The organism is Nonomuraea basaltis, assembly GCF_005893125.1.
Taxonomy (GTDB): Bacteria; Actinomycetota; Actinomycetes; order Streptosporangiales; family Streptosporangiaceae; genus Nonomuraea; species Nonomuraea basaltis.
This window is the reverse complement of sequence record NZ_VCJS01000016.1, coordinates 1-24288: the sequence shown is the minus strand read 5'-3', so window position 1 is coordinate 24288 and position 24288 is coordinate 1. Positions and strand designations below refer to the sequence as shown.

Genomic DNA, 24288 nt, shown 5'->3' with positions numbered 1-24288 from the left:
GAACGATCAATCGCCGAGCAGCGGCGCTTTACGATCATCGACTACGTCGGCCGCGCGGCGACCGCCGTCCAGCAACTGGAGGCCGAGGTTGCCGACTACCCGGGCAAGCTGTCTGAGCACCCTTTCGGGAAGCGCGCGGACTGGAAGCTGATGCGGAAGAGGATCCATGATCTGGACGAGTCCTTGATCACGCTCGTACCACCAGCCGACCCCGAGCCGCCTCTGTTCGACGACTCGGAGGAGGCGTGAAAGTTCGGCCGCGTCTGTTGGCGGCGGGCCATCCCACCGCAATCATGTGGCAGCAGCTGCTCGCCTCAACCCCGGTCGCGCGATCGCTGACCAACCCGACCGAAGCGCGAAGCTGGCCCTTGGCATGGCCGCTGCCCGTCATCCTTCCTACGGACATGCCGCATGGGCCGCTGATATACCTGACGCTTGATGGCTTGGGCGGCTTCAGGTATGTCGGGCGTACGGTCCAGCCGCTGGCTCGGCGGATCGCCCGGCACCGGCTGGCTCGGCCGGACGTCGCCAACCGATGGCGGTGGCTTCTTGCCGCGGAGGTTGACCCGACTGCAGCGGCTCCGGCCGAGGAGTGGATACGGGCGGCGCTCCAGCCGCCGGACAACCGAATCCGCGCCGCAGGGTGGGCGGAGGTGGCCTGTTGACCTCCCCTGCCCTGAGTACCCAGCGCGCAGGGCCTCGGAGCTGGAGCCACCCAGAGGAATCGAACCCTTGCACTGGGCATTACGAGCCCTCAGACCAGCTAATTGGCGGTGTCCGTGCGCTTCCGTTGGTGTCCGCATGCACGGGTCAGACGGCGTCGCGGTCATGTGAACATCCCTGATCGCGAACGGAATGCTGGAGCTGCAAAGGGCCGACGAGGCCGTGCATGCTCGGCCCTCGTGAGAGGTGTACTCCAATCCGCGCCGTTTGGCGTTTCTCGCCCGGACGTGCGCGGCACGGGGACACTAAGTCACCTACCGGATTCGGTCATCCTGGTACACCCCTATGGAGATGCCTGATGCACCTGAGCGGCATCACTGGGGCCGGTGGACGCTGAAGTCGTCGAACGACACGGTGACGACCCCACCTCCGGCCTCCGGCGCCCGCGCGACCAGGCCGACCTGACCGGCCGAGCCGTCGGGAAGCTGCTCGGAGTCGACGACGTCGATCGTCTGGGTTCCGTCGATCCACAGCGTCAGGCGGGTTCCCGCGTCGGCCTGCCGGCAGGCGGCCTCGATGCGGACCTTCTGCCCGGCCCGTGGCGCCTCGGCCGGTACTGGAGGCGTCACGTCGAGATTGGTCCCTCGGGCGGTTCTGATGACGCGTGCGGTGCCGTCGAGGCCGAGCATGAACGCGTACCCGTTGGGCACGTCTTCGTCCCACTGGCACAAGAGGCCGAAGCTCGCCCGGCCCGTCGAGCCCTCCCGCACCTCGGCCGTCACGCCGATCATCACCTGGCGTTCGACGGTGGAGGCATTCTTGGCCGGCACGGGAGACAGGGACGCATTGCTGGGGTAGCTCTTGTCGGCCATGAGCGAGTAGACGCCCCGGTCGATCTCGTACCCGCGCATGGTGCGGTTGTCTCCCTCGGCGTCCGGGCTGAAGGTGTAGCCGTCCCAGTTATCCCGATTGCCGAAGTCGTCGCTGTAGAGAAGCGTGCCGCTCGCCGGCGCCTCACGCTGCAGCACGAGGATCACGCCCGTGACGAGCAGCGCCGTAAGACCGGCCGCGACTCCCAGGAGCCACCGCCGCGACTTCGAGGGGATCGAGGTGGACGGTTCTCGGCCGGGCGGCGAGACGGCCGTGACGGTTGGCGTGTCCGCCGAAGATGCGCGGCCGGCATCGTGTGGATCGCTTTCGGTGAAGCTGCGCAGCAGGTCGGCGGCGGTGGGCCGGGCACCGGGGTTCTTGTCCAGGCAGGCGGCCAGCAGCGGGCGGAGCTCGTCCGGCACGCCGGACAGGTCCGGGTCGCGGGCCGTGATGGCGAACATGAGCGCGGGAATCGTCGCGCCGTTGAAGGCCGGGCGTCCGGTGGCGGCGAACGTCATCGTGCAGGCCCAGCCGAACACATCCGACGCCCCACTGGGCGCCTGCCCGATGAACTGCTCGGGGGCCAGGTAGGCGGGGGTGCCCACGAGTCCAGCCGCAGTCGTGGTGTGGTCCACGGTGCGGGCGATGCCGAAGTCGATGACCACCGGACCCTCGGGCCCCAAGATCACGTTGCCGGGTTTGAAGTCGCGGTGCACGACCCCGGCCCGGTGGATCGCGGCCAGGGCCGTCAGCGTGGCGACCACCAGACGGTGCAGTCCGCTGCCGGCACGCGGGCCGTCAGCGGCGACCACCTCGGCCAGAGACCTGCCGGGAATGTACTCGCTGACCACATAGGGGCGGTCATGGAGCGCGCCCACATCGAGCACGCGGGCGGTGCAGAAGAGTGCCACCCGGCGGGCGGTGTCCGCCTCGCGCAGGAACCGGCGACGGCTTTCGGCGTCCATCGCCTCCCTGTGGTGCAGTACCTTGATCGCGACACGGGCGCCCGACGGCGCCTCTGCGAGATACACCACGCCCTGCCCGCCCTCGCCCAGCACGCCGCTCAGCCGATAGTCGCCTATGCGCTCAGGCTCTTCCGGATATAGGGGACGCGGGCTCACGGCCCACCTTCGATCATCTCGATGTCGTAGTGCGGAAGCCAGGATAAGAGCCGTTTCCTTCCCGTACAAGCACGTGCACATCACTACGGCAGACGGCACCACCGGACGCCCCCCGCGCGGCTACGCCGAATGGGCCCGCGATCACGTTGCAGATTTCCGCTGACCGTCCTCGACCGCCCTGGGCGTCCCCCTTCCCCTCGAACGGGACGCCCGCCCTCACCACCTGGGAACCCCTTAATGAGCGACGCCTTGACACTGACGGCGGCACCGCCGTCCCGCCACAGACCTCGCGGGTCACTCGCTGCACCCGAACACCAGCCCTCGGCGGCCCGGCGCGAAAGGCGATTAACGCCCGCGGCGGACCTCGGCTGCGCTCCACACCAACTGCCACCGCTCTCGCCGCGTTGGAAAGGCGGGCCCGCTTCAGTAGGGCTGGACCGGGACCGCGTCCGGGCGGCTGGGATCCAGGCGGTGGCCAGCGCTCTGCCCGACCTTGCCGGCCGGGACCAGCGCCGTCGCCGCCGCCAAGCCGAACGGCGGCATGTTGCCGTAGACGGCCTCGATCGAGCCCGGCTCGACAACGTAGGTCTCGTGCCAGAAGCCGACGTCACCAGAGTTGCGGATCTGCCGGTTCCACCGACGCCACGCGTCCAGATGGGGCACGTCGGGATCACGCGCAAACCGCTCCAGGTGATCGAAGCTGCGCCAGTACTGGACCATCAACGATGTTCGGCCTCGGGTGAACCCCTCCACGTGCAGCAGCCCCAACTCCGGCACCTCGGCAAGCCTGTGAAGCATCCGCGGCATCGCTCGGGTGATCCACCACTGCCGGATCTTCAGCAGCTTGTTGACGCGCATCCCGATCAGGAACACCACCATTGGCTCAGTCACCTCCGCGGTCCAGCGGCCCGGGTGGACCCCGTTGTGCCCGAAGGTCTGCGCCCCACGGTCTGGGGCGGCACCCTGGTCATTGCTCCGGCTTGTGGCCATCTGTGCTCCTCCCTACGATAGAATTGCGTAACATGGTTACATAACAACGTTACGGAGGCAAGGTGGCACGGCCCGCGACCTACGACAAGACGACCCGTGACGCCCTCCTGCTGGCCGCCGGGCGGATCCTCTCCACGGAAGGCGCGGCCGCGCTGACCATGCGCCGACTTGCGTCCGAGGTGGCTGCGACAACACGGGCGATCTACGCGCTGTTCGGCTCGAAACAGGAGGTGCTCCGGGCGATGTACCGGGAGGGCTTCGACGGCCTGGCCCGTCGGCTGGCAGAAGTCGAAGAGGACGACCCCGTCGAGCGAGTCCGGGCGCTGGCATTCGCCTACCGGCGCGCAGCACGCGAACGACCCCACCTCTACCAGGTCATGTTCGCCTGCCCCGTCCCGGAGTTCACCCCCAGCGAGGAGGACGAGGCGCTCGGCCTGGCAACCCTCATGACGCTTCGGGACGCCGTCGCGGCCGCGCTCCACGCCGGAGCCATCCGGGGCGACGCGGACACCATCACGGTCGGGATGTGGGCCGTCATGCACGGCCTGACATCGCTCGAACTCAACGGTTCACTCGACGTCAACACCACCGCCGACGTGGTATGGAACACGACCATGGCCGCCGCACTCGGGGGGTTGCACCCCTGACCCGCCCAGGAGTTCGGCAGCCGCAGCCGCACCGTCGAGCCGTTCGGGGGTGACGGGAATCGAACCCGCACTGTCAGCTTGTGAACTACAAGAATCGCAGCACGTGAAGGCTCTGAGCTGGGCCGAAGCCCGGTCGTGAGTGACCGTGACTGACCCCCGTTACCCTGCCTAATTGCACGCTAATTGCACGGCGATCAGCCAACGACCTGGGTTTTCTCGCGTGACGCGCGCACCCTGCCTCCTGATCATCCGGCCTGCCGTGGCCCGTCCGAAGGGGAAACGGGCCAGCGCCACGGGGACAAGGTAGAGCGCCCCACTGTGCCGTTACCGTTAGGCAGGAGTCTCTGTGGCGTCGTCGGTGCCAGGCGGCGCGGGGAAGAGGGCCAAGGTGCTCGCGTACCAAGTCCGCAAACTCGCCCAGCCCCCAGGGCAGTGGCCCACTTCTGCCTGCGCAACATCGGGCTGCGCGTGGTCCTTGGTCGACGGGCGTCGGCGTGCTGCGCGGGATGAGGCGGCACTGGTGCAGCCCAAGTCCAAGGTCGAGTTGTACGCGGCGATCCGCCGCGATTCTCGAGCGGGGCTGTCCATCCGGGGCGCGGAGCTTGACCTAGTCCAGGACGCCGAGGATGGCGGCCAGATCTTCGCGGTTGTTGACGCCGATTCTCTCGTAGACGGCGACCAGGGTGTTGGCGACGGTCCGGGGGAGAGCACCAGCCGGTCGGCGATCTGCCGGTTGCTCAGGCCGGACGCCGCCAGGTGGGCGATCTCCCGTTGCCTGACGGTCAGTTCGGGGGTGGTCAGGCCGGTCAGCGCGGGGGTACGAGCGCCATCACAGCGGCGGGCGAGCGTCCAGGCCCGAGTCTGGGCCGCCTGCTGGGCCCTGATCAGTCCCATTCGCCGGTAACCCGCGGCGGCTTGGGCGGATGCCTCGGCCGCGTGCAGCAGCAGGCCCAACCCTTCGAAGGCCATCGACACCGCGTTCAGTTCCTTCGGGTCGTCCGCGGCGCGCGCGTGCCGGGCGAACAGCGGCGCCAGTGCCCCGTCGATCTTCTCCTCCAGCCAGGTCAGCCGGTCGGCGACCAGGGCGCTAGCGCCTAGCCTGACCACGTCATGCAGCGCGAACAGCTCATAGGCGCACAGCCCGCGCCCGCGTGCCGCGTCCGCGGTCTCCATCGCGGCCTCGACCGCCCCGGCCACGGTCTCCTCGGCCGCCAGAGCCCACGGCCGGGCGAGCCGGAAGGCGAACTCCACCCGGTGACCGACGTGCAGGGCGAGTTCGCCGACAAGATCCATGGTCGCCCGGACGGCGGCCGCGTCACCGGTCAGTGCATAGGCATGGGCCAGCTCGGCCAGGCACAGGGCGCCATGAATCGTCCGGCCGCGCAGCCGGACCACGGCCTGCCGGCACAGCCGGATCGCTTCGGCGAGCCGGCCCTGGCCCGAAGGATCCCCGCGCTGCTGGAGGCGATCGACCACCTGCCCAAGACGATGGCGCACGGCGACGCCAGCCCGCAGAACCTGCTGGTGCCCGCCGACGCGCCGGACCAGTTTGTGGCCATCGACTGGGGCTGGCAGGACCCGATGCCGGTGGGCTTCGACCTGGGCCAGTTGCTCGTCGGCCTGGCCCAGCAGGGCGCCGTCGAACCCGGCGAACTGCCCGCCATCCACCACACGATCCAGATCGCCTACGCCCACGGCCTCGCCGACCAGGGCATGCCGGACCAGGCGGCGACGACCGGCTACCTCACCACCCTGGTGCTGCGCAGCGCCTTCACCGCCATCCCCCTCGAACGCCTCGGCGAGCCGATCACCCCCGAACTGGACGAGCTTTTCCGCAAGCGCATCGGCCTCGCCAGGTTCATCGCCGACCTTGGCCTCACTTTGTGACTCCAGAGCCGACGGTGACCGCGCTACCGGTCGATCGCCCTGGTCGCCGTCAGTGCTTGCCTGCCCGCAGCGGTGGTCGCCAGGTTGCTGCTGCTCGTCAACGCCGATCGGGGCGGCGAGGCCGTCCCCGGACCAAGGGCGAACGGCTCGGGCAGGCCGCCTCCCGCTCCTGGAAGATCCACCGGCTCCGCCTTACGATAACGAGCAGATTGTCCGCATCAGCGAGCTGACCTGCCTGTGGTACGGCTCGTTCGGGTCACGGACCGTGCGCGTCATCTGGGTCCGCCACCTCGACTCCGACAAGGTCTTCGACCTCGCACTGGTTACCACCGACACCGACACCCCCGCTGAAGATCTTGTGGTCCGCTACTCCTGGAGGTGGAGCATCGAGCATGGCCAGGCCCGCAACCGCACCCCTGCCGCGGTGGCCCGCACCCTGCCCCGAGGGTTGATCATCTACAGTCTGGTCATCGTCTGGTACGCCCGCCACGGTCACACCGCCGACGTCGTGGCCGAGCACCGCCGCCGCGCCCCGTGGTATCGCACAAAGGCCCAGCCCAGCTTCGACGACATGCTCGTCCTGCTCCGCCGCATGATCATCGCTTCACGATTTCTGGCTCTCCGCGCCCAGCAGCCCGACCCCTCGAAAATCAGCGACGACGAGTTGGCCTGGGCCTACGCAATGGGATAACGGCCAAACTCGAGATACTCATCGCCGCTTCCATTCCCGCCATCGTCACCGTGGCGCTACTGCTGGCCGTCCCCAGCTCGTGGCCGGTCGCCTTGCTGGGCGGTGGAGGCGCTTTCGGAGTCGCGCTGCCGCTGTTCAACGGGATCATCCCCCATCGGCGGATCAGCACGGGGCGAAGAATGACTCCAACGACGTCAGCTAAGTCCCCCTCGGTGAGCTATCCACCGGAAGAAGTGCCGCCCTGGCCGCCTGGTCCGTCGTCGACGACGAGGTGCGCTGCGCGGGCGGCCGCCGCGCTGAGCGCGGTCCGGCTTGGCGTTCCATCATTTTTCACGCCAAGGAAATTACATCCTCTTTTTGTCATTAAAACACAAAGTGAAAAATCCATAAGCGGTTATGGGTAACAATCCATAAGCATTTATCGCATGGTTGACAGTTCGTCGATCCGGTCTCCCGCTCTGGCCCGCAGACCGGGCTCGTCGGTCAGATCGCGGCACCGCGTGAAGAACGACAGCGCCTCGTCCGGCCGGCTCTGGCCCAGGCTGAGCTCGCCGAGCGTGTAGGCGGTCAGGGCCTCGCCGTAGGCGTCGCCCGCCCGCGCGAACAGGTCCAGGCAGCGGGCCAGCACCGCCGCCGCCTCTTCGAACCGGCCGAGCCTGCCGTACGCCTCTCCGAGCCTGCGCAGCGTGATCGGTTCGCCTGGGCCCCAGCCGAGCTCCCGGCTGAGCCCGATGCTTTCCTCGTAGTGCCCGATCGCCTCCTCGGTCCGGCCCATCTCGTAGAGGGAGATCCCCAGGCTGCGGTGGAACCGGACCGCGTAGTCGCCGTACCTCCGCTCGTCGGTGAGTCTGAGCCCCCGGTGGCACAGCGCGATCGCCTCGTCGTGCTCCCCGGCCACGATGCGCACATGGACGGCCGTGATCAGCGCGTTGACCAGGCCGCCCCTGTCTCCGAGGGCCTCGAACCCGGCGATGGCGCGGTCAAGGAGGGGCCGGGCGCGTTCCGGCTCCCCTTCCAGGAGGTGACAGATGCCGAGCCCCGTCGACACGTAGAGGTTCGCGTGCCGGTCTCCTTCCGCGGCGAAGTGGCCGGCCAACTCCTCGAGCCAGGGGCGGGCGACGCGCATCCGCCGGTGCTCCAGGGCGATGTCGGCCAGCAGGAGCCGGGTCACCATGGCGGTGCGCCGATCCGGCGCCCGGCGGGCGACACCTTCGAGCATCGCGGTCGCCTCGTCGGCGAACCCGGTGACGACCAGGAACGGCGAGAGAAGGTACGCCAGTTCGGCGGCCGTCCGCGGCTCCGCCAGGGTGACCGCGGTGATCAGCGTCTCCCGCTCCGCGTGCAGCCAGTCGTGCCCGTCGCCCGCGGTCTTCTCCACCGCAGGCCGAGGAGCGGACGGGATCATCGGTGGCGGGTAGTCCTCGGCCGCCTCGCGCAGGCGGCGCAGGCATTCGGCGGTGAAGCGGGCCAGGGCCTCGCCCTGCCGTACGGGATCCTCCTCGGCGTGCGCCCGCTCGCGGGCGTAGGCGGCGAGCAGGTCGTGCATGCGGTAGCGCGACTGGCCGTTCTGATCGGCCTCGCCGGCCGTGACCAGCCCGGCGAGCGTGAGCGTCTCCATGGACTGCTCGGCCTCGCGACGCGGGTCGTCCACGAGGGCGGCCACGGCCCACTCCGCGATGCTGCCCAACCCCGCCAAGCCGAGGAGCCTGAACGCGCGGCGGGCGGCGGCGGGCAGCGCCTCGTAGCTGATCGCGAAGTTGGCGCGTACGTCGTGGCCGCCAAGGGCGAGCTCGTCCAGCTTGCCGACCGAGGCCAGCCGGTCGGCGAGGTCGCGCAGCGGCCATGCCGGCCTGGCGGCCAGACGAGCTCCCGCGATCCTGACGGCCAGCGGCAACCGGCCACACGCGCGCAGGATCGACGCCGCCGCGCCCGGGTCGGCCCGCACCCTGGCCGCGCCCGCAACGCGTTCGAGGAGCGTGCGCGCCTCGTCGAGCGGGGGAGCGGCGAGCTGGACGACGGACGCGCCTGGCAGCGCGGTCAGCGGCCCGCGGCTGGTCACGAGTACGGCGCAGCGCGAGGTGCCCGGCAGCAGCGGAGTCACCTGATGCTCCCCGGCCGCGTCCTCCAGCACGATCAGCATGGACCGGTCGGCCACCAACGACCTGTAGAGCGCGGCCCGTTCCTCAGCCGAGTCGGGGATGACGTGCGCGTTCAGCGCCCGCAGCAGCTCGGCCAGCAGCGCGGCGGGGCCGCGGGGCGAGGGCCCGCCGAGCCGCAGGTAGAGCTGCCCGTCGGGGAAGGCCGCTCGCGCCAGGTGCGCGGCGTGCACGGCCAGCGTGCTCTTGCCCACGCCGGGCGGGCCGGCGATGACCACGACAGGCGGCGCGTGCGCGTCCGGCGAGCACAGGGCGGAGACCCGGGCGAGCTCACCCTCCCTGCCCACGAAGTCGGCGATGTCGGCCGGCAACTGGCAGACGGGCCGCCAAGGCGAGGGCAGCTCGCCCGACAGGATGTCGTACTGGAGCTCACGCAGTGCGGGCCCCGGCTCTATGCCGAGATCGGCGACCAAGGCGGCGCGGGCCTGGCGATAGGCGGACAGGGCTTCGGCCCGGCGCCCGGCCTGCGAGAGGGCCAGGATGAGCTGCTCCCACGCTCGTTCCCACAAGGGATGCTCGGCGACGAACGCGCGCAGCTCGCCGATCACCTCGGCGTGCCGGCCCATCGTCAGCTCGGCCGCGGCCCAATCGCACCGGGCCTCGGCCAACTGCTCGTCCAGCTCCGCCAGCCGGGCGCCCATCACGGCGGACAGCGGCGCGTCCTCGGCGGCGCGCCCGCGCCACAGCCCGATCGCGTGCCGCAGCCGCCCGGCGCGGGCCGCCGGATCGCCCTCCAGCCGGGCCAGCTCCAGCTCGTCGCGGAAGGCGAACAGGTCGACCTCGTCGCGCGCCACCTGCAGCACGTAGCCGGAGCCCATGGTGACCAGGCGAGGGGCGACGGGCCCGATGCGGCGCAGCTGCGCGATGTAGGTCTGGAGGTTGGCGACCGCGGAGATGGGCGGGTCGTCCCACACCGCGGCCTCCAGCCGGTCACGGGAGACGACCGTGTTGGCGTTGAGCAGCAGCGTGGCCAGCACGGCGCGCTGCCTGCCGCTGAGCCGCGCGTACCGCCCGTCGTCCAGCCGCACGAGGACCGGGCCGAGTAACCCAAACCTGTGGTGCATGTGTGGCGATTGTATGGCGTTGCCGCTGCATCGTAGATCGCGCAATCCACGAGAGGAGATGTGCCATGAAGATCGAGATCCGCAAGGTCGAGGCGATCAAGGCCACGGTCAACGGCCCCCACTAGACACACGCGCCGGAGGCGGGGACGTGCATCCGTCCCCGCCTCCACAGTGAGGAGATGCGATGCGGGTTGTGCTGAAGGACTGCCTGTGGGAGTCGAGGGACGACGAACTGCTCGTCCTCTTCGACCCGCGCGAAGTGATCACCCTGGGGGACCCGGACGGCCAGGTGGCCGCCCTGTTCGCCGAGCTGCGCCGGGAACCGCGCAGCCCCGGGGAACTGGCCCGCTCGCTCGCGGTGTCCGAAGCGGACATCGCCGACGCGCTGGACGCACTGGACTCGCTGGGCCTGGTCGAGTACGAGGACCACCGATGGCTGGGCGACCCCGAACTGGACCGGCGCCACCACTCCAACCTCGCCTTCTTCGGCACCTTCTCCGGCCTCGACCGGCCGAGAGCCGAGTACCTACGCCGCCTGCGCGCGGCTCACGTGCTCGTGCTCGGAGTGGGCGGCGGCGGCTCGTCGCTCGTGCAGTCCCTGGCGGGGCTCGGCGTCGGCAGACTCACGCTGGTCGACCGCGACGAGGTCGAACCACGCAACTTCGCCAGGCAGTTCCTCTACCGCCACGCCGACATCGGCCGGTCCAAGGTGGACCGGGCGGCCGAATGGGTACGCGAGTACGACCCGTCCATCGAGGTCCGCGCCGTCGACCGCTGGATCACCGGCCCCGACGACCTCAAGGACCTCCTCGACGGCGTCGATCTCATCGCGGGCGGGCTCGACGGGCACCCCGAGGCGCACCTGTGGGTCAACGAGGCGGCCGTCCGCGCGGGCGTGCCCATCGTGGTGGGCGGCATGACGCGCTCCCAGGTCATGTACTACTCCGTCGACCCGGGCAAGAGCGCCTGCGTGCGGTGCGACTGGGAGAACCGCGCCGACCTCGGGGACGCGTCCGCCGAAGGCTTCTTCGAGCGCAACAGAGCCGCCATCACGGTCACGAACACGCTGATCGGCCCGCTGGCCATGCAGATCGGCTCGCTGGTGGCGTACGAGGCGCTGCGCTACCTCACGGGATTCGAGCCGCCGGTCGCGGCCGGGTGCTTCGTCAAGCTCGACCTGCGCACCGGCCTCCAGCCGGAGCGCCAGCCCTTCGCCACCACGCCCGACTGCCCCGTGTGCGGACCATGACCGTCCGGCTGCGCCCGCTGAGCCTGGTGGACGAGGGCGACGAGGTGCTCCTCGGCGATCCGGCGACGGGCACGTTCATCGCCATCCCACCCGTCGGCGGCGTGGTGATCACCGCCCTGCAGGCCGGTACGAGCGTGGAGGAGGCGGCCAAGCAAGCCGAGGAGTACGCCGGAGAGCCCGTCGACGTGCCCGCGTTCGTGGAGGCGCTGCGGGAGCTGGGATTCGTCGACGACGGCGAACGCGCTCCCGCCCCGACCGCGCCCATCCAGGGCAGGCGCTGGCTGTTCGGGGTTCGGCGGGAACAGGTCGCGCCGCTGTTCGGACGGGTCGCCTGGACCGTGTACGGGCTCGCCGCCGTCTTCAACGTGGGCGTCCTGATCCTCGTCCCCGGGCTGCGGCCCGACCCCGGGCGTGACGTCTTCTTCGCCGACGTGGGCCTCAGCGCCGTCCTGCTCTATCCGATGTTCCTCGCCGTGGCGGCGCTGCACGAATGCTGGCACTGGCTGGCGGCCCGCGCGCTGGGAATCCCGGCGCGGTTCGGCGTGGACAGGCGGATGGTGTTCGTGGTCTTCGAGACCGACCTGTCGCAGTTGTGGTCCGTGCCCCGGCGCCTGCGGTACGGACCGCTCCTGGCCGGGCTCGCCGTCGACTCCCTGCTGCTGGCGATCACCTTCGCGTTGCGGCTGACGTCGGAGCCGCCCGTCCTGGCGGCGCTGACCTACGTGCTGATCTTCCAGATCGCCTGGCAGTGCATGATCTTCCTGCGTACCGACCTCTACGGGGTGCTGATCACCTGGCTGGGCTGCAAGGACCTGTGGCGGGTCCAGACACTGCTGCGCCGTCAGGCCTTGGGACGGCTGGGCCTCCCCTTGGGCGGGCCCTTCAGCGGCCTCAGCCCCGCGCAGACCGCCGAACTGGCCGCCGCCGATCCGCGCGACCTGCGAGCGGGGCGCTGGTTCCGCTGGCTCTGGCTGGCCGGTGTGCTCGTGGTGACCGCCTGGATCGGCCTCTTCGTGCTGCCGGTGCTCACCGGCCTCACGCAGTGGGCCGCCGCGGGGCTGGCCGCCGGGCCGGGTGCGGGGCGCTTCTGGTACGCGCTCGGCTGCCTCGCGATCGTGCTGGCGCCGTGGGCTGTCGCCGCGTGGCTGGCCGTACGGGAGCGGCACGCCAGGCCGGCCTAGATCCAATGCCGTGTAGTTAAGGGGCTGGGGCCATGGGTCAAGGGTCCGTGGTGAGGATGTCGATACTGATGGTGGCTTTGTAGCTGGTCCGGTCGACGGTGCCTTTGGCGTTGTACTTGGAGATCGCGCGTTTGATGACGCGGGGTCGGGTCCGGATGCGCCTGGCCGGCATGAGGGCGGTCAGGACGTGGCTGCCGATGGTGCCGGCCAGGTCGATGACGGCGTCGGCGATGACGCCCGCGGCTTGGATGACCAGGTCGCGGGCGCTGTGCAGGGCGATGGTAAAGCTGGCCCGGTCAGGGTCGATCTCGGGTCGGGTGCCGGTGGCGTCGGCCATCGCCAGGCGCAGGAGCTGGTAGGTGAACAGCAGGGCGTACCTCTCCTGGTCGATGCTCGACTACCGCATCTGCCGCCGCTGCCGCCTGGCGTGGGTGGAACAGCCCTACACCCTGCCCGAATTCTCGATCTCCTCGTCATCGTTCCCGTCAGGTAGATCCACGGACATTCCTGGCGCCATCGCTGCCTGCTCCCCCTTGGCGTGCACTGTCAGAACTTGGAGACTGGCCCGCGCGGGACCGTACGTTTCGCCGGAATCGGCTCTGTCCGTGCCCCTACCCCTGACCGGATGGCCGCACGGCCGCTAGAGATGACCGATCTCGCGACCACGCAGAGTGATGACAGTCGCTCAACGTTACTTTGCGTCTGGTGACACGGACCCGAGCGGGGGCCCCTGTTGACGGTGCGGGGCAGCAGCGCCAGCAACGCCACCAGGACGAGGGCGGCCGGCGCGCCCCAGAACAACACGTCCGGGATGGCAGCGGCGGTCGCCTGCGGGCCCGGGGCCTGCCCTTGGAGTTCGCGGGTGAGGAGGCTGCCGAAGAGGGCCACGCCGAGCGAGAGGCCCAGGCCGCGGACGGACACCGCGGCGGAGGTGGTGGCGGCCAGGTCCGCAGGGGAGACGGCGTTCTGCGCGACGACCACGAGGTTCTGCATCAGCAGCCCGAAGCCGACGCCGAGCACGCCGATCTCTACGGCGAGCAGGGCATAGGGGGTGTCGGGCTGAAGCAGGCTCAGCAGGGCGAATCCCAGGACCGCGATCAGTGAGCCGGCGAGCAGGTAGGGCTTGAACCGGCCGCTGGCGCCGATGCGGGTGCCGGCCAGCGAGGAGACCACCATGAACGTCAGGACGTACGGGTTGAGCGCCAGCCCCGCCTGGGTGGCTCCCATGCCGTAGGTGGCCTGCAGGTAGGTGGGCAGGTAGACGATCGATCCGCCGAGCAGCGCGCCGAGCAGCGCAGTGGCGGGCAGCGCGACGCGCAGGGTGGGGTCGGCGAACAGCCGCAGCGGCAGCAGCGGGTTGGCCGCGCGTCGTTCCCGCCACACGAACAGCGCTCCCAGCACTACCAAGGCAGCGATCAGCGTGAGGATCACGCCGGAGTTCCACGCGTACGTGCGGCCGCCCCATTCGGCCACCAGCAGCAGGCTCACCATCGCGCCCGCGATCAACACGCCCCCGGCGAGGTCGATCCTGCCGTCCCCGCCGGTCTTGGGAAGCCGCAGCGCGAACGCGACCAGCGCCATGGCGAGCAGGCCGAGCGGCAGGTTGATGTAGAAGATCCAGCGCCAGCCCCAGGCGTCGGTGATCGCGCCGCCAGCGAGCGGGCCGCCCACGCTGGCCAGCGCAAAGACGCCACCGGTGAAACCCTGGATCCGGCCGCGCAGACGGGGTGGGTACAGCTCGGACAGCGCGATGGTGGGCAGCACGAACAGCGCTCCGGCCCCGATGCCCTGGAAGGTCCTGGCGGCGATCAGCTGGGGCATCGTCTGGGCCAGGCCGCACAGTGCGGAGCCCGCGACGAAGACGGCGACCGCGGTGAGGAACACCGTACGCCGGCCGAACCGGTCGCTGAGGCGGCCGTACAGGGCTCCGGCCGCAGTCGAGGCCAGCACGTAGGAGGTGACGACCCAGCCGATCGCGTCCATGCCGCCCAGGTCGGCGGCGATGTCGGGCAGGGCGATGGCCACCACCGTCTGGTCCAGCACCGACAGCAGCATGCCGATCAACAGGCCGGCCGTGGCGAGCGGCACATTGCTGCCGCCCTTCGACGGGACGCCGGAGGCGGTCTGCGTGAGATCCGCGGACACCATGATCAGCCCCTTGCCTGCGCGAACGGGCTGGGCAGGTCGAAATCGGCGCTCAGCAGGTCCTGGTCGATGACCGCTGCGGCGACGGTGCCGCCGGCCGCCGCGGCGATGACCGCGGCCATCGGCACCGGCACGCTGGCCCGGCGCGCCATGTCACCTGCGGCGCACACGCCGGGCACGCTGGTCTGGCCGAACTCGTTCACCTCCACGCACCCGTCGGCGAAGGTCGCGCAGCCGAGGCGGGCGGCGAGGTCGGAGCGCTGGCGCGGCACATTGACGACGAACACCGCGTCCCTGACCAGAGATGGGCCGGTCTCGAACACGATCTGTTCCAACCGTCCGTCCGTCCCCTCCAGGCGGGCGACGGCCTCGCAACGCACGCCGACACCGTGCCTTTCCAGCGTCGCCTGCGCCGCGGGGTCGAGCGGCTGGCCGCCGGTGCAGAGCGCGACGTCGGCGGCGAACTGGCTCAGCTGCAGCGCCAGCCGTACTCGGGCCGGATCCGTGCCGAGCACGGCGACCTGCTTGCCGGTGCATTCGTAGCCGTGGCAGTAGGGGCAGTGGAAGGCGGAACGGCCCCACAGCGCTTGCACCCCGCGCGGGCCGGGAAGCTCATCGGTCAGCCCGGTGGCCAACAGCAGCCGCCGCCCCTCCACCGTCCCACCTCCGGACAGATCCAGCTGGAAGCCGTCCCCGTCCAGCACGCGGACGTCGGTGACCGTCCCCGTCCTTGTCTGCACCGCCGGGTACCCGGCCAGTTCCTCACGGCCGAGCTTGCGCAACTCGGCGGGTGGCGTGCCGTCCCGGGTGAGGAAGTTGTGCACGGTCTCGGCGACGATGTTGCGGCCTTCTCCGGCGTCGACCAGTAGCACCGTCCGGTGAACTCGTCCCAGGGCCAGCGCGGCGGCCATGCCGGCCGGGCCTCCCCCGACAATGATGACGTCGAACATCTCTTGCCTCCATAAAGCGTGATCGCTTGACGTGAAGGCAAGTCTGCAAGTTAATGTCAACATGAAGTCAAGCGACTGGATGCAGATCGGGGAACTCGCGGAGCAGTTCGACCTTGCCCCGCATGTCCTGCGCCACTGGGAGGCCATGGGTTTGTTGGCCCCCGCCACCAGAGTCAACGGCCGCCGCCGCTACACCCGCGACCACGTTGTACGCGTCCTGACAATCGTTCGCGCCAAGGCAGCGGGCATGAGCCTGGAGCAAATCCGGGAGATCCTCACCGTCTCCGGCCAGGTCGAGCGCCAGGCCCTCCTCCAGCGGCACCACGCGGAACTGGAACACCGGCTACAGGAGATATCGGCCTCCAAGGCGCTGATCGAGCACCTTATGCAGTGCACCGCAGACGACTTCACCCAATGTCCTGACTACCGGCGGATGGCGGAGAGCGCGGCGGGACTCCACAACCTCGCCAAGGACGGCTGCGCGATCTGAAACACCGCCTTGCCTCCCGCCAGAAGGCCTCGGCGGCCCGCTGCGGAACGTGATCCGCGAGCCACAGCCTGGCTGAGAGCCGCTCCGCGGCAACGGGGTTCGGAGTGTGGCGGTACGAAAACGTACGCTAAGCCCGTTCGCGCAGGTCAGCCGTGGTGCGTGAACGCGGGTGGGTGAGGTCGCTTGGCGTACGTTCCTGTTCCATCGCACAGCGCTGACGCGGCTTCTCGGGTGTTCACGCCTCGGGTGTTCGGGTGCGTTCGAGGACGCGGTAGACGGTGGGGCGGGAGACGGAGAACACCTCGGCGAGGTCGGCGATGGTGTACTCGCCGCCGTCGTGCATGCGGCGGAGTTCGGCCTGCTGGCGGGCCGACAGTTTGGGCTGTTTGCCGCGGAGCTTGCCCTTGGCCTTCGCGATGGCCATGCCCTCGCGGGTTCTCATCCGCAGGAGGTCGACCTCGAACTCGGCGAACACGGCGAGCATGTTGAAGAACATCTTGGACATGGGGTCGCTGGGGTCGTAGATGCTGCCGCCCAGCGACAGCTTCACGCCGCGGGTGACGAGGGTGTCGCCGATGTCGCGGGCGTCGGGGACGGAGCGGGCGAGGCGGTCGAGTTTAGGGACGACGAGGGTGTCGCCGGAGCGGACGGCGGCGAGTGCCTGGTCGAGTCCGGGGCGGTCCCGGTTGGTGCCGGTGAGTCCGTGGTCGAGGTAGATGCGGCCGTCGGGGACGCCGAGGCCTTGGAGGATCTCGCGTTGGGCGGTGAGGTCCTGTTTGTCGAGGCTGCATCTGGCGTAGCCGGTGAGGGTGTCGCTCATGGACCCTGAGTGTAACGTTTAGCCCCCCATCACCGGACAGTTCACCGTACGGCCTTAATGAGACAAGGTTGCGCCAGGTCGGCTCTCTCGATCAGTGATCACCGCGGGTGTCCGGTGGAGGAACCCCTTACGGACACGGCCGCTCCTGGTCCTTGGCTCGTGGACGCGGCTCTCCGGGTGTGTCGGATTCGATTCTGAGCAATGGCCCGGATCGGGTGACTTACAGACTCGATCGCCCTCCACTTCCTCATAGCCGTCGTCGGTCTCTTCGAGGGTGTCGTCGTAGAAGGCCTGTCTAAGCAACAGTTCTTGAGTTGAGGGCGCCGAATCCTCCTCACCCTGCATGCTCACTGCCTGCGAACTGCGTCTTCTCCCGTTTGCCAGATCGATCGGCCAACCAGTACGACCGGACTACCTGACCTACCGGTTCCGGTACTTGGTGGCCGCCAGCGGCCTGCCGCCAGTACGGCTGCACGACCTGCGGCACGGCGCGGCCTCCACAGCGTTGGCCGCGCGCGTGGATCTGCGTACGGTCCAGGGTCAGCTCGGGCATGCCAGTATCGTGCTGACCTCCGACACCTACACCTCGGTCCTGCCCGAGCTCCATCACGCGGCGGCGGAGGCCACGGCACGCCTGGTGCTCACGACAGCGCGAAGAACAGGTCATAGGCTGCAGAAGCAGAAGCAGAAGCGGACGATCCATCTCCGGCGTCGTCCCACGAACCGGCCGCCACGCTGAGCGCTTCGCCGGAAAGGTCTCGTGGTGTCGGTTTGCCCCAGACGTGACCCAGCTATGACCCATCTCTTGATTCTTTGATCAAGGGGGTGGGTGAACCTGCAGGTAGGAGTGGTAGGGCGCCCGGGGCTCGAACCCGGAACCTACGGATTAAAAGTCCGCAGCTCTGCCAATTGAGCTAACGCCCCATGTACAGCAAGGGTACAGAGATTACCGTCCAGTACGCGACGCCGTTTCCCGCCCCTCACACTAACGGATCCAGGAGGGCGCCCGTTTCCGGGTCGAACCAGGACGCGCCGCTCAGGTCCACGTCGACCCTGTATGCGGCGCCTGGAGTGAGGGCGACGCCCCCAGGCATGCGCACGTAGCGGAGATCTGGGGAGCCGCCCAGGGTGAAGGCCACGACGGTTTCGGCGCCGAGATGCTCCACGACCACGATCTGGCCGCGTAGACCTCCGGGGAGAGGCGCTGATGGTGACCCTTTCCGCGCGGACGCCCAGGAGGACCGGGCCGGCGGCGTGCCGTACTTCGTCAAAGCGCGCGGTCGACCGCGCGGCCGGAGGCTCGGCGTCTCCCGGGCGACCGCCTACAACTACCTCGACCAGATCAACGATAGGCGGCGATCCCGGTGAGCGCCTCGCCGAGCACCAGCGTGTGGATTTCCTGCGTGCCCTCGTAGGTCAGCACACTCTCCAGGTTGTTCATGTGCCTGATCACCGGGTATTCCAGCGTGATCCCGTTGCCGCCCAGGATCGAGCGGGCCTGGCGGGCGATGTCCAGCGCCGCCCGTACGTTGGCCAGCTTGCCGAAGCTGATCTGCCGGGGCTCCAGCCGCCCCGCGTCCTTCAGTTCGCCGAGATGCAGCGCGGTGAGGCCGGCCTGGGCGACGCCGACGTACATCCAGGCCAGCTTCTCCTGCGTCAGCTGGAACGCGCCGATCGGCTTGTCGAACTGGACCCGCGTCTTCGCGTACTCCACGGCGGCCTCGAGGCAGGCGCGGGCGGCGCCCACGACGCCCCAGACGATGCCGAAGCGGGCCTCCGACAGGCACGACAGCGGCCCCTTCAGGCCGGCGACGCCCGGGAGGACGGCCGACGCGGGCAGGCGGAGGTCGTCGAAGTAGAGAGAAGAGGTGACGGAGGCCCTTAGGGAGAGCTTCTTGTGGATCTCAGGGGCGGAGAAGCCGGGGGAGGAGGTCGGTACGACGAAGCCGCGGATGCCCTCGTCGGTCTGGGCCCAGACGACGGCCACGTCGGCGATCGAGCCGTTGGTGATCCACATCTTGGAGCCGTTCAGGATCCAGTCAGATCCATCCTTCTTGGCGTATGTCCGCATGTTCGCGGGATCGGACCCATGATCCGGCTCCGTCAGGCCGAAGCAGCCGATCGCCTCACCGGCCGACATCCGGGGCAGCCACTCCTCCTTCTGCTCATCCGAGCCGTATCGCCAGATGGGGTACATGGCCAGCGAACCCTGGACGGATACGAACGACCGCAGCCCCGAATCGGCGGCCTCCAGCTCCCGGCACGCGACGCCGTACGAGGTCGCGTCCGTCCCGGCGCAGCCGTACCCCTCCAGGTGCATGCCGAGGAGCCCGAGCGAGCCGAGCGCGGGCGCGAGCTCCCGCGCCGGGAAGACACCCTCCTCGAACCAGTCCCCCACGTACGGGAGGACGCGGTCGGAGACGAAGGAGCTGACCGTGTCGCGGATCAGGCGCTGGTCGGCGTTGAGCCGCTCGTCCAGGCGAAGCAGGTCGTCCATCGTGGGTCCTCTCGTCGCATAGGGGGTTACCAGGGTTCTACCAGGGGGAATCCTGATGTGCTAACACCGGGTGCGGGGGCAGTCTTGAGACATGAGCGAATACCAGGAGTACAACGTCAAGAAGCTGCGCCGGACCCACAAGGGCAGGATCGTCGCGGGTGTCTGCTCCGGCATCGGCGAGTACGTCGGCATCGACGCCAACATGATCCGGATCGCGATGGCGATCGCGACGCTGTTCGGCGGCCTGGGCGTCGGCGTCTACGCGATCGGCTGGCTGCTCATGCCGGACGAGAACAGCGACACCTCCATCGTCCAGGACCTGATCAGCAAGCAGCAGAACCGCAGCACGCCGACCGACTGGAGCGGCGAGCACAAGCCCCAGTCGTGATCAGGCGGCGGCCCGGGCCCGTACCCGGGCGGCCCTGTCTCCCCGAGACTCGGTCCAGATCATGGCGAGCACGGCCGCGCAGGTGACCCCGGTGATCCCGGCCAGCGCGACCACCGGCTCAGGACCGAGTCTCTCCGCCGCGAACCCGCCCGCCAGGATCCCGATCCCCTGGACGGCCATCAGCCCCGACTGCACGAGGCCGAACGCCTGGGCGCGACGTTCGGCCGGTACGGTCTGGACGAAGGCGGCATTGGCCGCGAGCTGGTAAGCCCCGCCGATCCCCGACAGGACCCACGCCGCCAGCACCACGGCGAGCGGCGGCCGCATCGCGGTCACGACCAGGGGCGCGCAGCTCAGCATGGCCATCCAGCCCATGAGCCGCAGCCGCCGAGGCGGTGACACGAACCTGCTGAACAGGAACGCCCCCACCACCGTCCCGGTCGGCATCGCGGCCATCAGCAGCCCGGTGATCACGGGAACCGGCAGCGTACCTGTGTAGAGCTTGGCCGCGTACGGCACGGCGATGCCCTCGGGAAGCACATAGAAGCCGCACAACCAGGCGAACAGGACGAGCGTCCGCAGCTTCTTCGAGCCGAACACCAGCCGGGCCCCGGCCCGGGTCATCGTCCACATGGACGGCTTGGTCGCGTCGCCATTGGCGGCCGGACGCCGGCGCACGCCGGAGATCAGGATCAACGCGGAGCCGAGGAACGTCGCCGCGTCGAGGGCGAGAGCGCGGTACGGGCCCATCGTGGCGATCATCGCTCCGCCCGCCGCGAAACCGAGCATCTGCACGGCCTGGTTCGTCATGTTCTGCAGCGCCGAGCCGATGACGTACTTGTCGCCTGCGAGCACCTCCGGCAACAGCGCCGCCCGTGCGGCCGAGAACGGCGCGCTGAGCAGCACCACGAGGAAGACGAGGGAGCACAGCGCCCAGAACGGCATGCCCGGCAGCGCCATGGCGGCCACGAGCGCGGCCCTGATCAGGTCGCACGTCAGCATGACGCTCCGCCGCGCGAACCGGTCCGCCAGCCCCGCCAGCAGCGGCCCGCCGACGATCGACGGGAGATACGTCAGCGCGTACACCGACGCCGTGGCCAGCGCCGAGTGCGTGCGGTTGTAGACGAGCACGGCGAGGGCGACCTGCGCGAGCTGGTCGCCGAGGAGTGACAGGCCCTGGCCGTACCAGAGTGCCCGGAACTCCCTGATGGCGATGACTTCCCGATATGTGGCTTGCTGTGTTTCCGCACGTCGATGCCGTCCCGGCGGCCGTCGCGCCCGCATGGCCCCCATTGGACTCCGCTGTGCCTGACTCACGGTGTTCGCTATGTCACCTAAGGTGCCCGATCACTTGGCAAGCCGCAACCCAAAGAAGCGAACCCAAAGCAAAGGGTTACCATCCCAGCTCGTGGAGCCTGGCGTCGTCGATGCCGAAGTGGTGCCCGACTTCGTGGACAACCGTGATGCGCACCTCGTCGATCACGTCCTCTTCCGTCTCGCAAATCTGGCAGATCGGATTGCGGTAGATCTCGATCCGGTCGGGCAGGACACCTGAGTACCAGTCGCCGCGTTCCGTGAGGGGGACACCGGTGTACAAGCCGAGCAGGTGGGGCTCTGGCGGATCATCGACGACAACGACGACGACATTGCTCATAGCGCGCGCGAGATCGGCGGGAATCGTGTCCAACGCCTCTGCCACGAGTTCCTCGAACTTGTCCCGCGATACCTCGATCACGCTTGCCATTCTGCCCCCGCAGTCGGGTAAGCAAGAAACTGTATGAAGTTCCTCCACAGGTCAAAGGCAATCATCCGGTCACGGGCGTCAAAGGCGGTGGCGGTTCTCCTCGTCGCCGCCGCGGGCGCCTGGCTGGGCATCTTCTTCAGCGGCACCGTACGAGCCCAGGTCGGCCCGGTCGAGACCGGCATGTCACTCCGGCCTGCCTGGAACGGCGAGACGGTCGTGGACGCCAGCCCGCTCGGCACGCTCACGTTCCGTACGCACGACGCTCCGCTCAGGCTCCGCATCACGCTCGAGAACATCGACCAGGATCGCGCCAGGGCCTTCCTCGAGGACCCGCGCCTGGCCGACCGGCTCCCCGGGCTCATCGAGAACGACCTCCTCGACGGCGTACGGGCCCTCGTGCTCCGCTCGCTCCTGTGTGCCGGCGCCGGGGCGCTCATCGCGGGCCTGCTCGTCTTCAGGCGTCCTCGCGTGGGTCTGCTCGGCCTCCTGGCCGCCTCTGTGGCCCTCGCCGGGACCGGCGTGCTCGCCGCGCTCACCTTCCGCCCGAGCTCGCTCGTCGAGCCGCGCTACTCGGGCCTGGTCGCCGCCGCGCCGTCCCTGGTGGGCAGCGCGGAGTCGATCGTGACGAGGTTCGAGTCGTACCGGTCGCAGCTCACCAAACTCGTCACGAACGTCTCGAAGCTGTACGACACCGTCTCCACCCTGCCGCTGTACGACGCCGACCCCAAATCCATCCGGGTCCTCCATGTCTCCGACATCCACATCAACCCGATCGCCTGGAACGTCATCAGCTCCCTCAAGGACCAGTTCGCCGTGGACCTGATCGTCGACACGGGCGACATTTCCGACCACGGCACCAAGGCCGAGAACAAGTTCGTCGACGAGATCGGCCGCCTCGGGGTTCCGTACGTGTACGTACGCGGCAATCACGACTCCATGACCACCCAGAAGGCCGTCGCGAAGCAGAAGAACGCCGTCGTCCTCGACAACCAGTCGCGGGAGGTGGCCGGCCTGACGATCTACGGCCTGGGCGACCCCCGCTTCACCCCGGACCTGTCCGTTCCGGTCAACTCGGACCCGGCGGTTCTCGCGCAATTCGCCCGGTCCCATCTCGGCAGCGTCGGCAAGCCGGACCTGATCGCCGTACACGATCCGGACATCGCCAAGGGCTTCACCGGCGCGACGCCCATGATCCTCACCGGCCACACCCACGACCGCAAGACGACCATGTTCCCGACGGGCACCCGCATGCTCATCCAGGGGTCCACGGGCGGCGCCGGCCTGCGCGCCCTCGAACATTCCCAGCCCACCCCGGTCCAGGCCTCGGTCTTGTACTTCGACCGGGAGACCAAACGCCTGCAGGCCTGGGACGACATCACGCTGGGCGGCCTGGGGGAGCAGTCGGTGTACATCCAGCGTCACGTGGAGCCCGACCCACAACGTATGATTTCCCCAGAGCCAACGAGCGCCCCGTCGCCAACGGGATCGGTCACTGGCACTGCGTCGCCGGCCGCCGGTCCGCCACTTTGGCATCAAGGGCGATCGTCCCCTATGCTTCAGAGGTCTCCGACGGAAGGCGACAGGGAATCCTGAGCCCCCATCGTCTAGCGGCCTAGGACACCGCCCTTTCAAGGCGGCGGCACGGGTTCGAATCCCGTTGGGGGCACTGCGAGCGTCTGGCGTACTGGAAAAACGGCTGGTCGAAGACCACCGGAGAGCTGGTAAGCTAAGCGAGCGCAAACAGCAAGAAACGCAAGGTCCTGTAGAGCAGTTTGGAGTGCTCGCCACCCTGTCAAGGTGGAGGTCGCGGGTTCAAGTCCCGTCAGGACCGCTCTGGGTCAGGTAGCTCAGTTGGTACGAGCGTCCGCCTGAAAAGCGGAAGGTCGGCGGTTCGACCCCGCCCCTGACCACAGCAACTGACCAGCCAAGATGCCCCGAAGCGAAGATCGCTCCGGGGCGTTTTTGTTGTTCTGACGACAGCGCTGACGACAATAGAGCCACCCGTATCCAGCATGTGGGTGACCGTGGATCTGGCAGGGATGAGTGAGCGTGAGTACTTCACTCACGTGGCCAAGCGGCTGGGCATGTTCGTAGGAGGCTCGAGGCTTGCCGGGCTCGAAGGGTTCCTCGATGGCTACGACCAGCACGCGCGGCGCCATGGAGGCCCAGGACTGCAGGGGTGGCGAGAATGGCTGGTGGCTCGGCGGGGCCAGGACTGCAACCATGGCTGGCATGGGCAGGTGCGCCATATCGCCCTTCCCGATGGCTGGAAGAAGTGGGAGCTAACCCCGGAAGAGGAGTCTCGGGTCATCGAGGTTCTCTTTGAACTGCTCGACGAGTTCCTCGCTGAGCGAGAACGCCTAGAGGCCCGGTCGCAATAGGCATCCGCCTCCACAGGCTTACGCCGAGCAGCACGCAGGGTGCTGCTGGAGTCCTCAGGACAGGGCATCACCGAGCTTGCCGAGGGCTCTGCGCTTCTCGTCGAGGGAGGCATGCGCGTAGATGGCTTCGCATCGAAGGGGTCAGGGGTCCGAATCCCCTCATCTCCAGTAGGTGGGAAGGCCCGGTTCCAGAACATGGAGCCGGGCCTTTCGTTATGCCACTGATTAGTTCCCCTGTCCCTGCCGGGACGCCGCTCAGGCGGGAAAATGGGTGCGGGTTGCCCGCCGACGTCGGTTCTTCTATGGCGCGGGTGAGGCCGTTGATTAGTTTGATCGCTGGGAGCTGCTTCAGGG

At 68.9% G+C, this 24288-nt stretch carries 24 protein-coding genes and 4 tRNA genes; 13 read left to right on the top strand and 15 right to left on the bottom strand.

Translation table 11 applies throughout. The annotated features are described in order from the left end of the window. Nucleotides 1-6: 6 nt before the first annotated feature. The 3 genes from EJK15_RS70385 to EJK15_RS10030 all read right to left on the bottom strand — a co-directional run bounded on the left by EJK15_RS70385 (nucleotide 7) and on the right by EJK15_RS10030 (nucleotide 3644). Nucleotides 7-168 carry a hypothetical protein gene (locus EJK15_RS70385; protein ID WP_171074208.1) on the bottom strand — a complete coding sequence of 54 codons (162 nt, stop codon included), beginning with the start codon at nucleotides 166-168 and terminating at the stop codon, nucleotides 7-9. Nucleotides 169-1037: 869 nt separating this feature from the next. After that, complete coding sequence (locus EJK15_RS10035) at nucleotides 1038-2654, bottom strand: serine/threonine-protein kinase (RefSeq protein WP_171074207.1); 1617 nt, start codon at nucleotides 2652-2654, stop codon at nucleotides 1038-1040. A 423-nt stretch (nucleotides 2655-3077) separates the two neighbouring features. Further along, nucleotides 3078-3644, bottom strand: coding sequence for a DUF4188 domain-containing protein (locus tag EJK15_RS10030; RefSeq protein ID WP_138710105.1), 567 nt, complete (start codon nucleotides 3642-3644; stop codon nucleotides 3078-3080). A gap of 62 nt (nucleotides 3645-3706) precedes the next feature. Between EJK15_RS10030 and EJK15_RS10025 the strand changes: the two genes are divergently transcribed. Continuing rightward, a complete protein-coding gene (locus EJK15_RS10025) occupies nucleotides 3707-4291 on the top strand; it encodes a TetR/AcrR family transcriptional regulator (protein WP_138710104.1) in 585 nt (194 codons plus the stop codon). Between the two features lie 330 nt (nucleotides 4292-4621). Here EJK15_RS10025 and EJK15_RS70380 read toward each other — a convergent pair whose 3' ends face one another. Beyond that, nucleotides 4622-5584 carry a helix-turn-helix transcriptional regulator gene (locus EJK15_RS70380; protein ID WP_206060753.1) on the bottom strand — a complete coding sequence of 321 codons (963 nt, stop codon included), beginning with the start codon at nucleotides 5582-5584 and terminating at the stop codon, nucleotides 4622-4624. Between EJK15_RS70380 and EJK15_RS10015 the strand changes: the two genes are divergently transcribed. Further along, a complete protein-coding gene (locus EJK15_RS10015; RefSeq protein WP_206060752.1) occupies nucleotides 5546-6178 on the top strand; it encodes a phosphotransferase in 633 nt (210 codons plus the stop codon). The two genes, EJK15_RS70380 and EJK15_RS10015, sit on opposite strands and share 39 nt — an antisense overlap. A 23-nt stretch (nucleotides 6179-6201) precedes the next feature. On the opposite strand, the gene EJK15_RS70375 is transcribed toward EJK15_RS10015, so the two are convergent. Beyond that, nucleotides 6202-6360 carry a hypothetical protein gene (locus tag EJK15_RS70375; protein ID WP_171074205.1) on the bottom strand — a complete coding sequence of 53 codons (159 nt, stop codon included), beginning with the start codon at nucleotides 6358-6360 and terminating at the stop codon, nucleotides 6202-6204. Nucleotides 6361-6443: 83 nt separating this feature from the next. Here EJK15_RS70375 and EJK15_RS10010 point away from each other — a divergent pair, with 83 nt between their 5' ends. Beyond that, complete coding sequence (locus EJK15_RS10010) at nucleotides 6444-6869, top strand: hypothetical protein (RefSeq protein ID WP_138710101.1); 426 nt, start codon at nucleotides 6444-6446, stop codon at nucleotides 6867-6869. A 418-nt stretch (nucleotides 6870-7287) separates the two neighbouring features. Here the strand turns inward: EJK15_RS10010 and EJK15_RS10005 are convergent, their stop codons facing one another. After that, nucleotides 7288-10089: an AfsR/SARP family transcriptional regulator gene (locus EJK15_RS10005; protein ID WP_138710100.1), complete on the bottom strand. Its 2802-nt coding sequence runs from the start codon at nucleotides 10087-10089 to the stop codon at nucleotides 7288-7290. Between the two features lie 184 nt (nucleotides 10090-10273). On the opposite strand from EJK15_RS10005, the gene EJK15_RS10000 reads away from it, so the two are divergent. Together EJK15_RS10000 and EJK15_RS09995 are read left to right on the top strand one after the other, a co-directional pair. Then, nucleotides 10274-11338, top strand: a complete 1065-nt coding sequence (locus tag EJK15_RS10000; RefSeq protein ID WP_138710099.1) for a ThiF family adenylyltransferase — start codon at nucleotides 10274-10276, stop codon at nucleotides 11336-11338. Beyond that, the gene (locus EJK15_RS09995) at nucleotides 11335-12519 is read left to right on the top strand and encodes a PqqD family protein (RefSeq protein WP_138710193.1); all 1185 of its coding nucleotides are present in this window, start codon (nucleotides 11335-11337) and stop codon (nucleotides 12517-12519) included. Before EJK15_RS10000 ends, EJK15_RS09995 begins: the two co-directional genes overlap by 4 nt. Nucleotides 12520-12556: 37 nt before the next feature. On the opposite strand, the gene EJK15_RS09990 is transcribed toward EJK15_RS09995, so the two are convergent. The 3 genes from EJK15_RS09990 to EJK15_RS09980 all read right to left on the bottom strand — a co-directional run bounded on the left by EJK15_RS09990 (nucleotide 12557) and on the right by EJK15_RS09980 (nucleotide 15614). Further along, nucleotides 12557-12856, bottom strand: a complete 300-nt coding sequence (locus tag EJK15_RS09990) for a hypothetical protein (RefSeq protein WP_138710098.1) — start codon at nucleotides 12854-12856, stop codon at nucleotides 12557-12559. Nucleotides 12857-13065: 209 nt separating this feature from the next. After that, nucleotides 13066-14667, bottom strand: coding sequence for an MDR family MFS transporter (locus tag EJK15_RS09985; protein WP_138710097.1), 1602 nt, complete (start codon nucleotides 14665-14667; stop codon nucleotides 13066-13068). 2 nt (nucleotides 14668-14669) lie between these two features. After that, nucleotides 14670-15614, bottom strand: coding sequence for an NAD(P)/FAD-dependent oxidoreductase (locus EJK15_RS09980; protein ID WP_138710096.1), 945 nt, complete (start codon nucleotides 15612-15614; stop codon nucleotides 14670-14672). A gap of 61 nt (nucleotides 15615-15675) precedes the next feature. Between EJK15_RS09980 and EJK15_RS09975 the strand changes: the two genes are divergently transcribed. Beyond that, a complete protein-coding gene (locus EJK15_RS09975; RefSeq protein WP_240776874.1) occupies nucleotides 15676-16104 on the top strand; it encodes a MerR family transcriptional regulator in 429 nt (142 codons plus the stop codon). A 235-nt stretch (nucleotides 16105-16339) separates the two neighbouring features. Here the strand turns inward: EJK15_RS09975 and EJK15_RS09970 are convergent, their stop codons facing one another. Then, nucleotides 16340-16924 (bottom strand): recombinase family protein, encoded by a 585-nt coding sequence (locus EJK15_RS09970; RefSeq protein WP_138710095.1) that lies wholly within the window; start codon nucleotides 16922-16924, stop codon nucleotides 16340-16342. A gap of 343 nt (nucleotides 16925-17267) precedes the next feature. Between EJK15_RS09970 and EJK15_RS09965 the strand changes: the two genes are divergently transcribed. After that, a complete protein-coding gene (locus tag EJK15_RS09965; protein WP_138710094.1) occupies nucleotides 17268-17663 on the top strand; it encodes a tyrosine-type recombinase/integrase in 396 nt (131 codons plus the stop codon). 109 nt (nucleotides 17664-17772) lie between these two features. Here EJK15_RS09965 and EJK15_RS09960 read toward each other — a convergent pair. From EJK15_RS09960 to EJK15_RS09950, 3 genes are all read right to left on the bottom strand, one after another. Next, nucleotides 17773-17848: transfer RNA gene (locus EJK15_RS09960), tRNA-Lys, on the bottom strand. A 56-nt stretch (nucleotides 17849-17904) separates the two neighbouring features. Next, on the bottom strand, nucleotides 17905-18195 hold the full coding sequence (locus EJK15_RS77125; protein WP_138710093.1) for a TOBE domain-containing protein: 291 nt from the start codon (nucleotides 18193-18195) through the stop codon (nucleotides 17905-17907). Between the two features lie 71 nt (nucleotides 18196-18266). Continuing rightward, nucleotides 18267-19421: an acyl-CoA dehydrogenase family protein gene (locus tag EJK15_RS09950; protein WP_138710092.1), complete on the bottom strand. Its 1155-nt coding sequence runs from the start codon at nucleotides 19419-19421 to the stop codon at nucleotides 18267-18269. A gap of 91 nt (nucleotides 19422-19512) precedes the next feature. Between EJK15_RS09950 and EJK15_RS09945 the strand changes: the two genes are divergently transcribed. Continuing rightward, nucleotides 19513-19809, top strand: a complete 297-nt coding sequence (locus EJK15_RS09945) for a PspC domain-containing protein (protein WP_138710091.1) — start codon at nucleotides 19513-19515, stop codon at nucleotides 19807-19809. Here EJK15_RS09945 and EJK15_RS09940 read toward each other — a convergent pair whose 3' ends face one another. Together EJK15_RS09940 and EJK15_RS09935 are read right to left on the bottom strand one after the other, a co-directional pair. Beyond that, nucleotides 19810-21093, bottom strand: coding sequence for an MFS transporter (locus EJK15_RS09940; RefSeq protein ID WP_338089856.1), 1284 nt, complete (start codon nucleotides 21091-21093; stop codon nucleotides 19810-19812). A 109-nt stretch (nucleotides 21094-21202) separates the two neighbouring features. Next, on the bottom strand, nucleotides 21203-21553 hold the full coding sequence (locus EJK15_RS09935) for a metallopeptidase family protein (RefSeq protein WP_206060751.1): 351 nt from the start codon (nucleotides 21551-21553) through the stop codon (nucleotides 21203-21205). 87 nt (nucleotides 21554-21640) lie between these two features. Between EJK15_RS09935 and EJK15_RS09930 the strand changes: the two genes are divergently transcribed. From EJK15_RS09930 to EJK15_RS09910, 5 genes are all read left to right on the top strand, one after another. After that, nucleotides 21641-23146 (top strand): metallophosphoesterase family protein, encoded by a 1506-nt coding sequence (locus EJK15_RS09930; protein WP_240776873.1) that lies wholly within the window; start codon nucleotides 21641-21643, stop codon nucleotides 23144-23146. Then, nucleotides 23147-23219: transfer RNA gene (locus EJK15_RS09925), tRNA-Glu, on the top strand. Nucleotides 23220-23309: 90 nt separating this feature from the next. Next, nucleotides 23310-23384: transfer RNA gene (locus EJK15_RS09920), tRNA-Asp, on the top strand. A gap of 5 nt (nucleotides 23385-23389) precedes the next feature. Then, a tRNA-Phe gene (locus EJK15_RS09915) sits at nucleotides 23390-23463 on the top strand. Nucleotides 23464-23571: 108 nt separating this feature from the next. After that, nucleotides 23572-23934: a hypothetical protein gene (locus EJK15_RS09910; RefSeq protein ID WP_240776872.1), complete on the top strand. Its 363-nt coding sequence runs from the start codon at nucleotides 23572-23574 to the stop codon at nucleotides 23932-23934. Nucleotides 23935-24288 lie beyond the last annotated feature (354 nt).

What these genes read in the sequence shown, in the direction of transcription:
- EJK15_RS70385 (WP_171074208.1), bottom strand. Translation starts at nt 168, where the DNA reads ATGGATCCTCTTCCGCATCAGCTTCCAGTCCGCGCGCTTCCCGAAAGG.
- EJK15_RS10030 (WP_138710105.1), bottom strand. Translation starts at nt 3,644, where the DNA reads ATGGCCACAAGCCGGAGCAATGACCAGGGTGCCGCCCCAGACCGTGGG.
- EJK15_RS70380 (WP_206060753.1), bottom strand. Translation starts at nt 5,584, where the DNA reads ATGGATCTTGTCGGCGAACTCGCCCTGCACGTCGGTCACCGGGTGGAG.
- EJK15_RS10005 (WP_138710100.1), bottom strand. Translation starts at nt 10,089, where the DNA reads ATGCACCACAGGTTTGGGTTACTCGGCCCGGTCCTCGTGCGGCTGGAC.
- EJK15_RS10000 (WP_138710099.1), top strand. Translation starts at nt 10,274, where the DNA reads ATGCGGGTTGTGCTGAAGGACTGCCTGTGGGAGTCGAGGGACGACGAA.
- EJK15_RS09995 (WP_138710193.1), top strand. Translation starts at nt 11,335, where the DNA reads ATGACCGTCCGGCTGCGCCCGCTGAGCCTGGTGGACGAGGGCGACGAG.
- EJK15_RS09990 (WP_138710098.1), bottom strand. Translation starts at nt 12,856, where the DNA reads ATGGCCGACGCCACCGGCACCCGACCCGAGATCGACCCTGACCGGGCC.
- EJK15_RS09985 (WP_138710097.1), bottom strand. Translation starts at nt 14,667, where the DNA reads ATGGTGTCCGCGGATCTCACGCAGACCGCCTCCGGCGTCCCGTCGAAG.
- EJK15_RS09980 (WP_138710096.1), bottom strand. Translation starts at nt 15,614, where the DNA reads ATGTTCGACGTCATCATTGTCGGGGGAGGCCCGGCCGGCATGGCCGCC.
- EJK15_RS09975 (WP_240776874.1), top strand. Translation starts at nt 15,676, where the DNA reads ATGAAGTCAAGCGACTGGATGCAGATCGGGGAACTCGCGGAGCAGTTC.
- EJK15_RS09970 (WP_138710095.1), bottom strand. Translation starts at nt 16,924, where the DNA reads ATGAGCGACACCCTCACCGGCTACGCCAGATGCAGCCTCGACAAACAG.
- EJK15_RS09965 (WP_138710094.1), top strand. Translation starts at nt 17,268, where the DNA reads ATGCTCACTGCCTGCGAACTGCGTCTTCTCCCGTTTGCCAGATCGATC.
- EJK15_RS09950 (WP_138710092.1), bottom strand. Translation starts at nt 19,421, where the DNA reads ATGGACGACCTGCTTCGCCTGGACGAGCGGCTCAACGCCGACCAGCGC.
- EJK15_RS09945 (WP_138710091.1), top strand. Translation starts at nt 19,513, where the DNA reads ATGAGCGAATACCAGGAGTACAACGTCAAGAAGCTGCGCCGGACCCAC.
- EJK15_RS09940 (WP_338089856.1), bottom strand. Translation starts at nt 21,093, where the DNA reads ATGCGGGCGCGACGGCCGCCGGGACGGCATCGACGTGCGGAAACACAG.
- EJK15_RS09935 (WP_206060751.1), bottom strand. Translation starts at nt 21,553, where the DNA reads ATGGCAAGCGTGATCGAGGTATCGCGGGACAAGTTCGAGGAACTCGTG.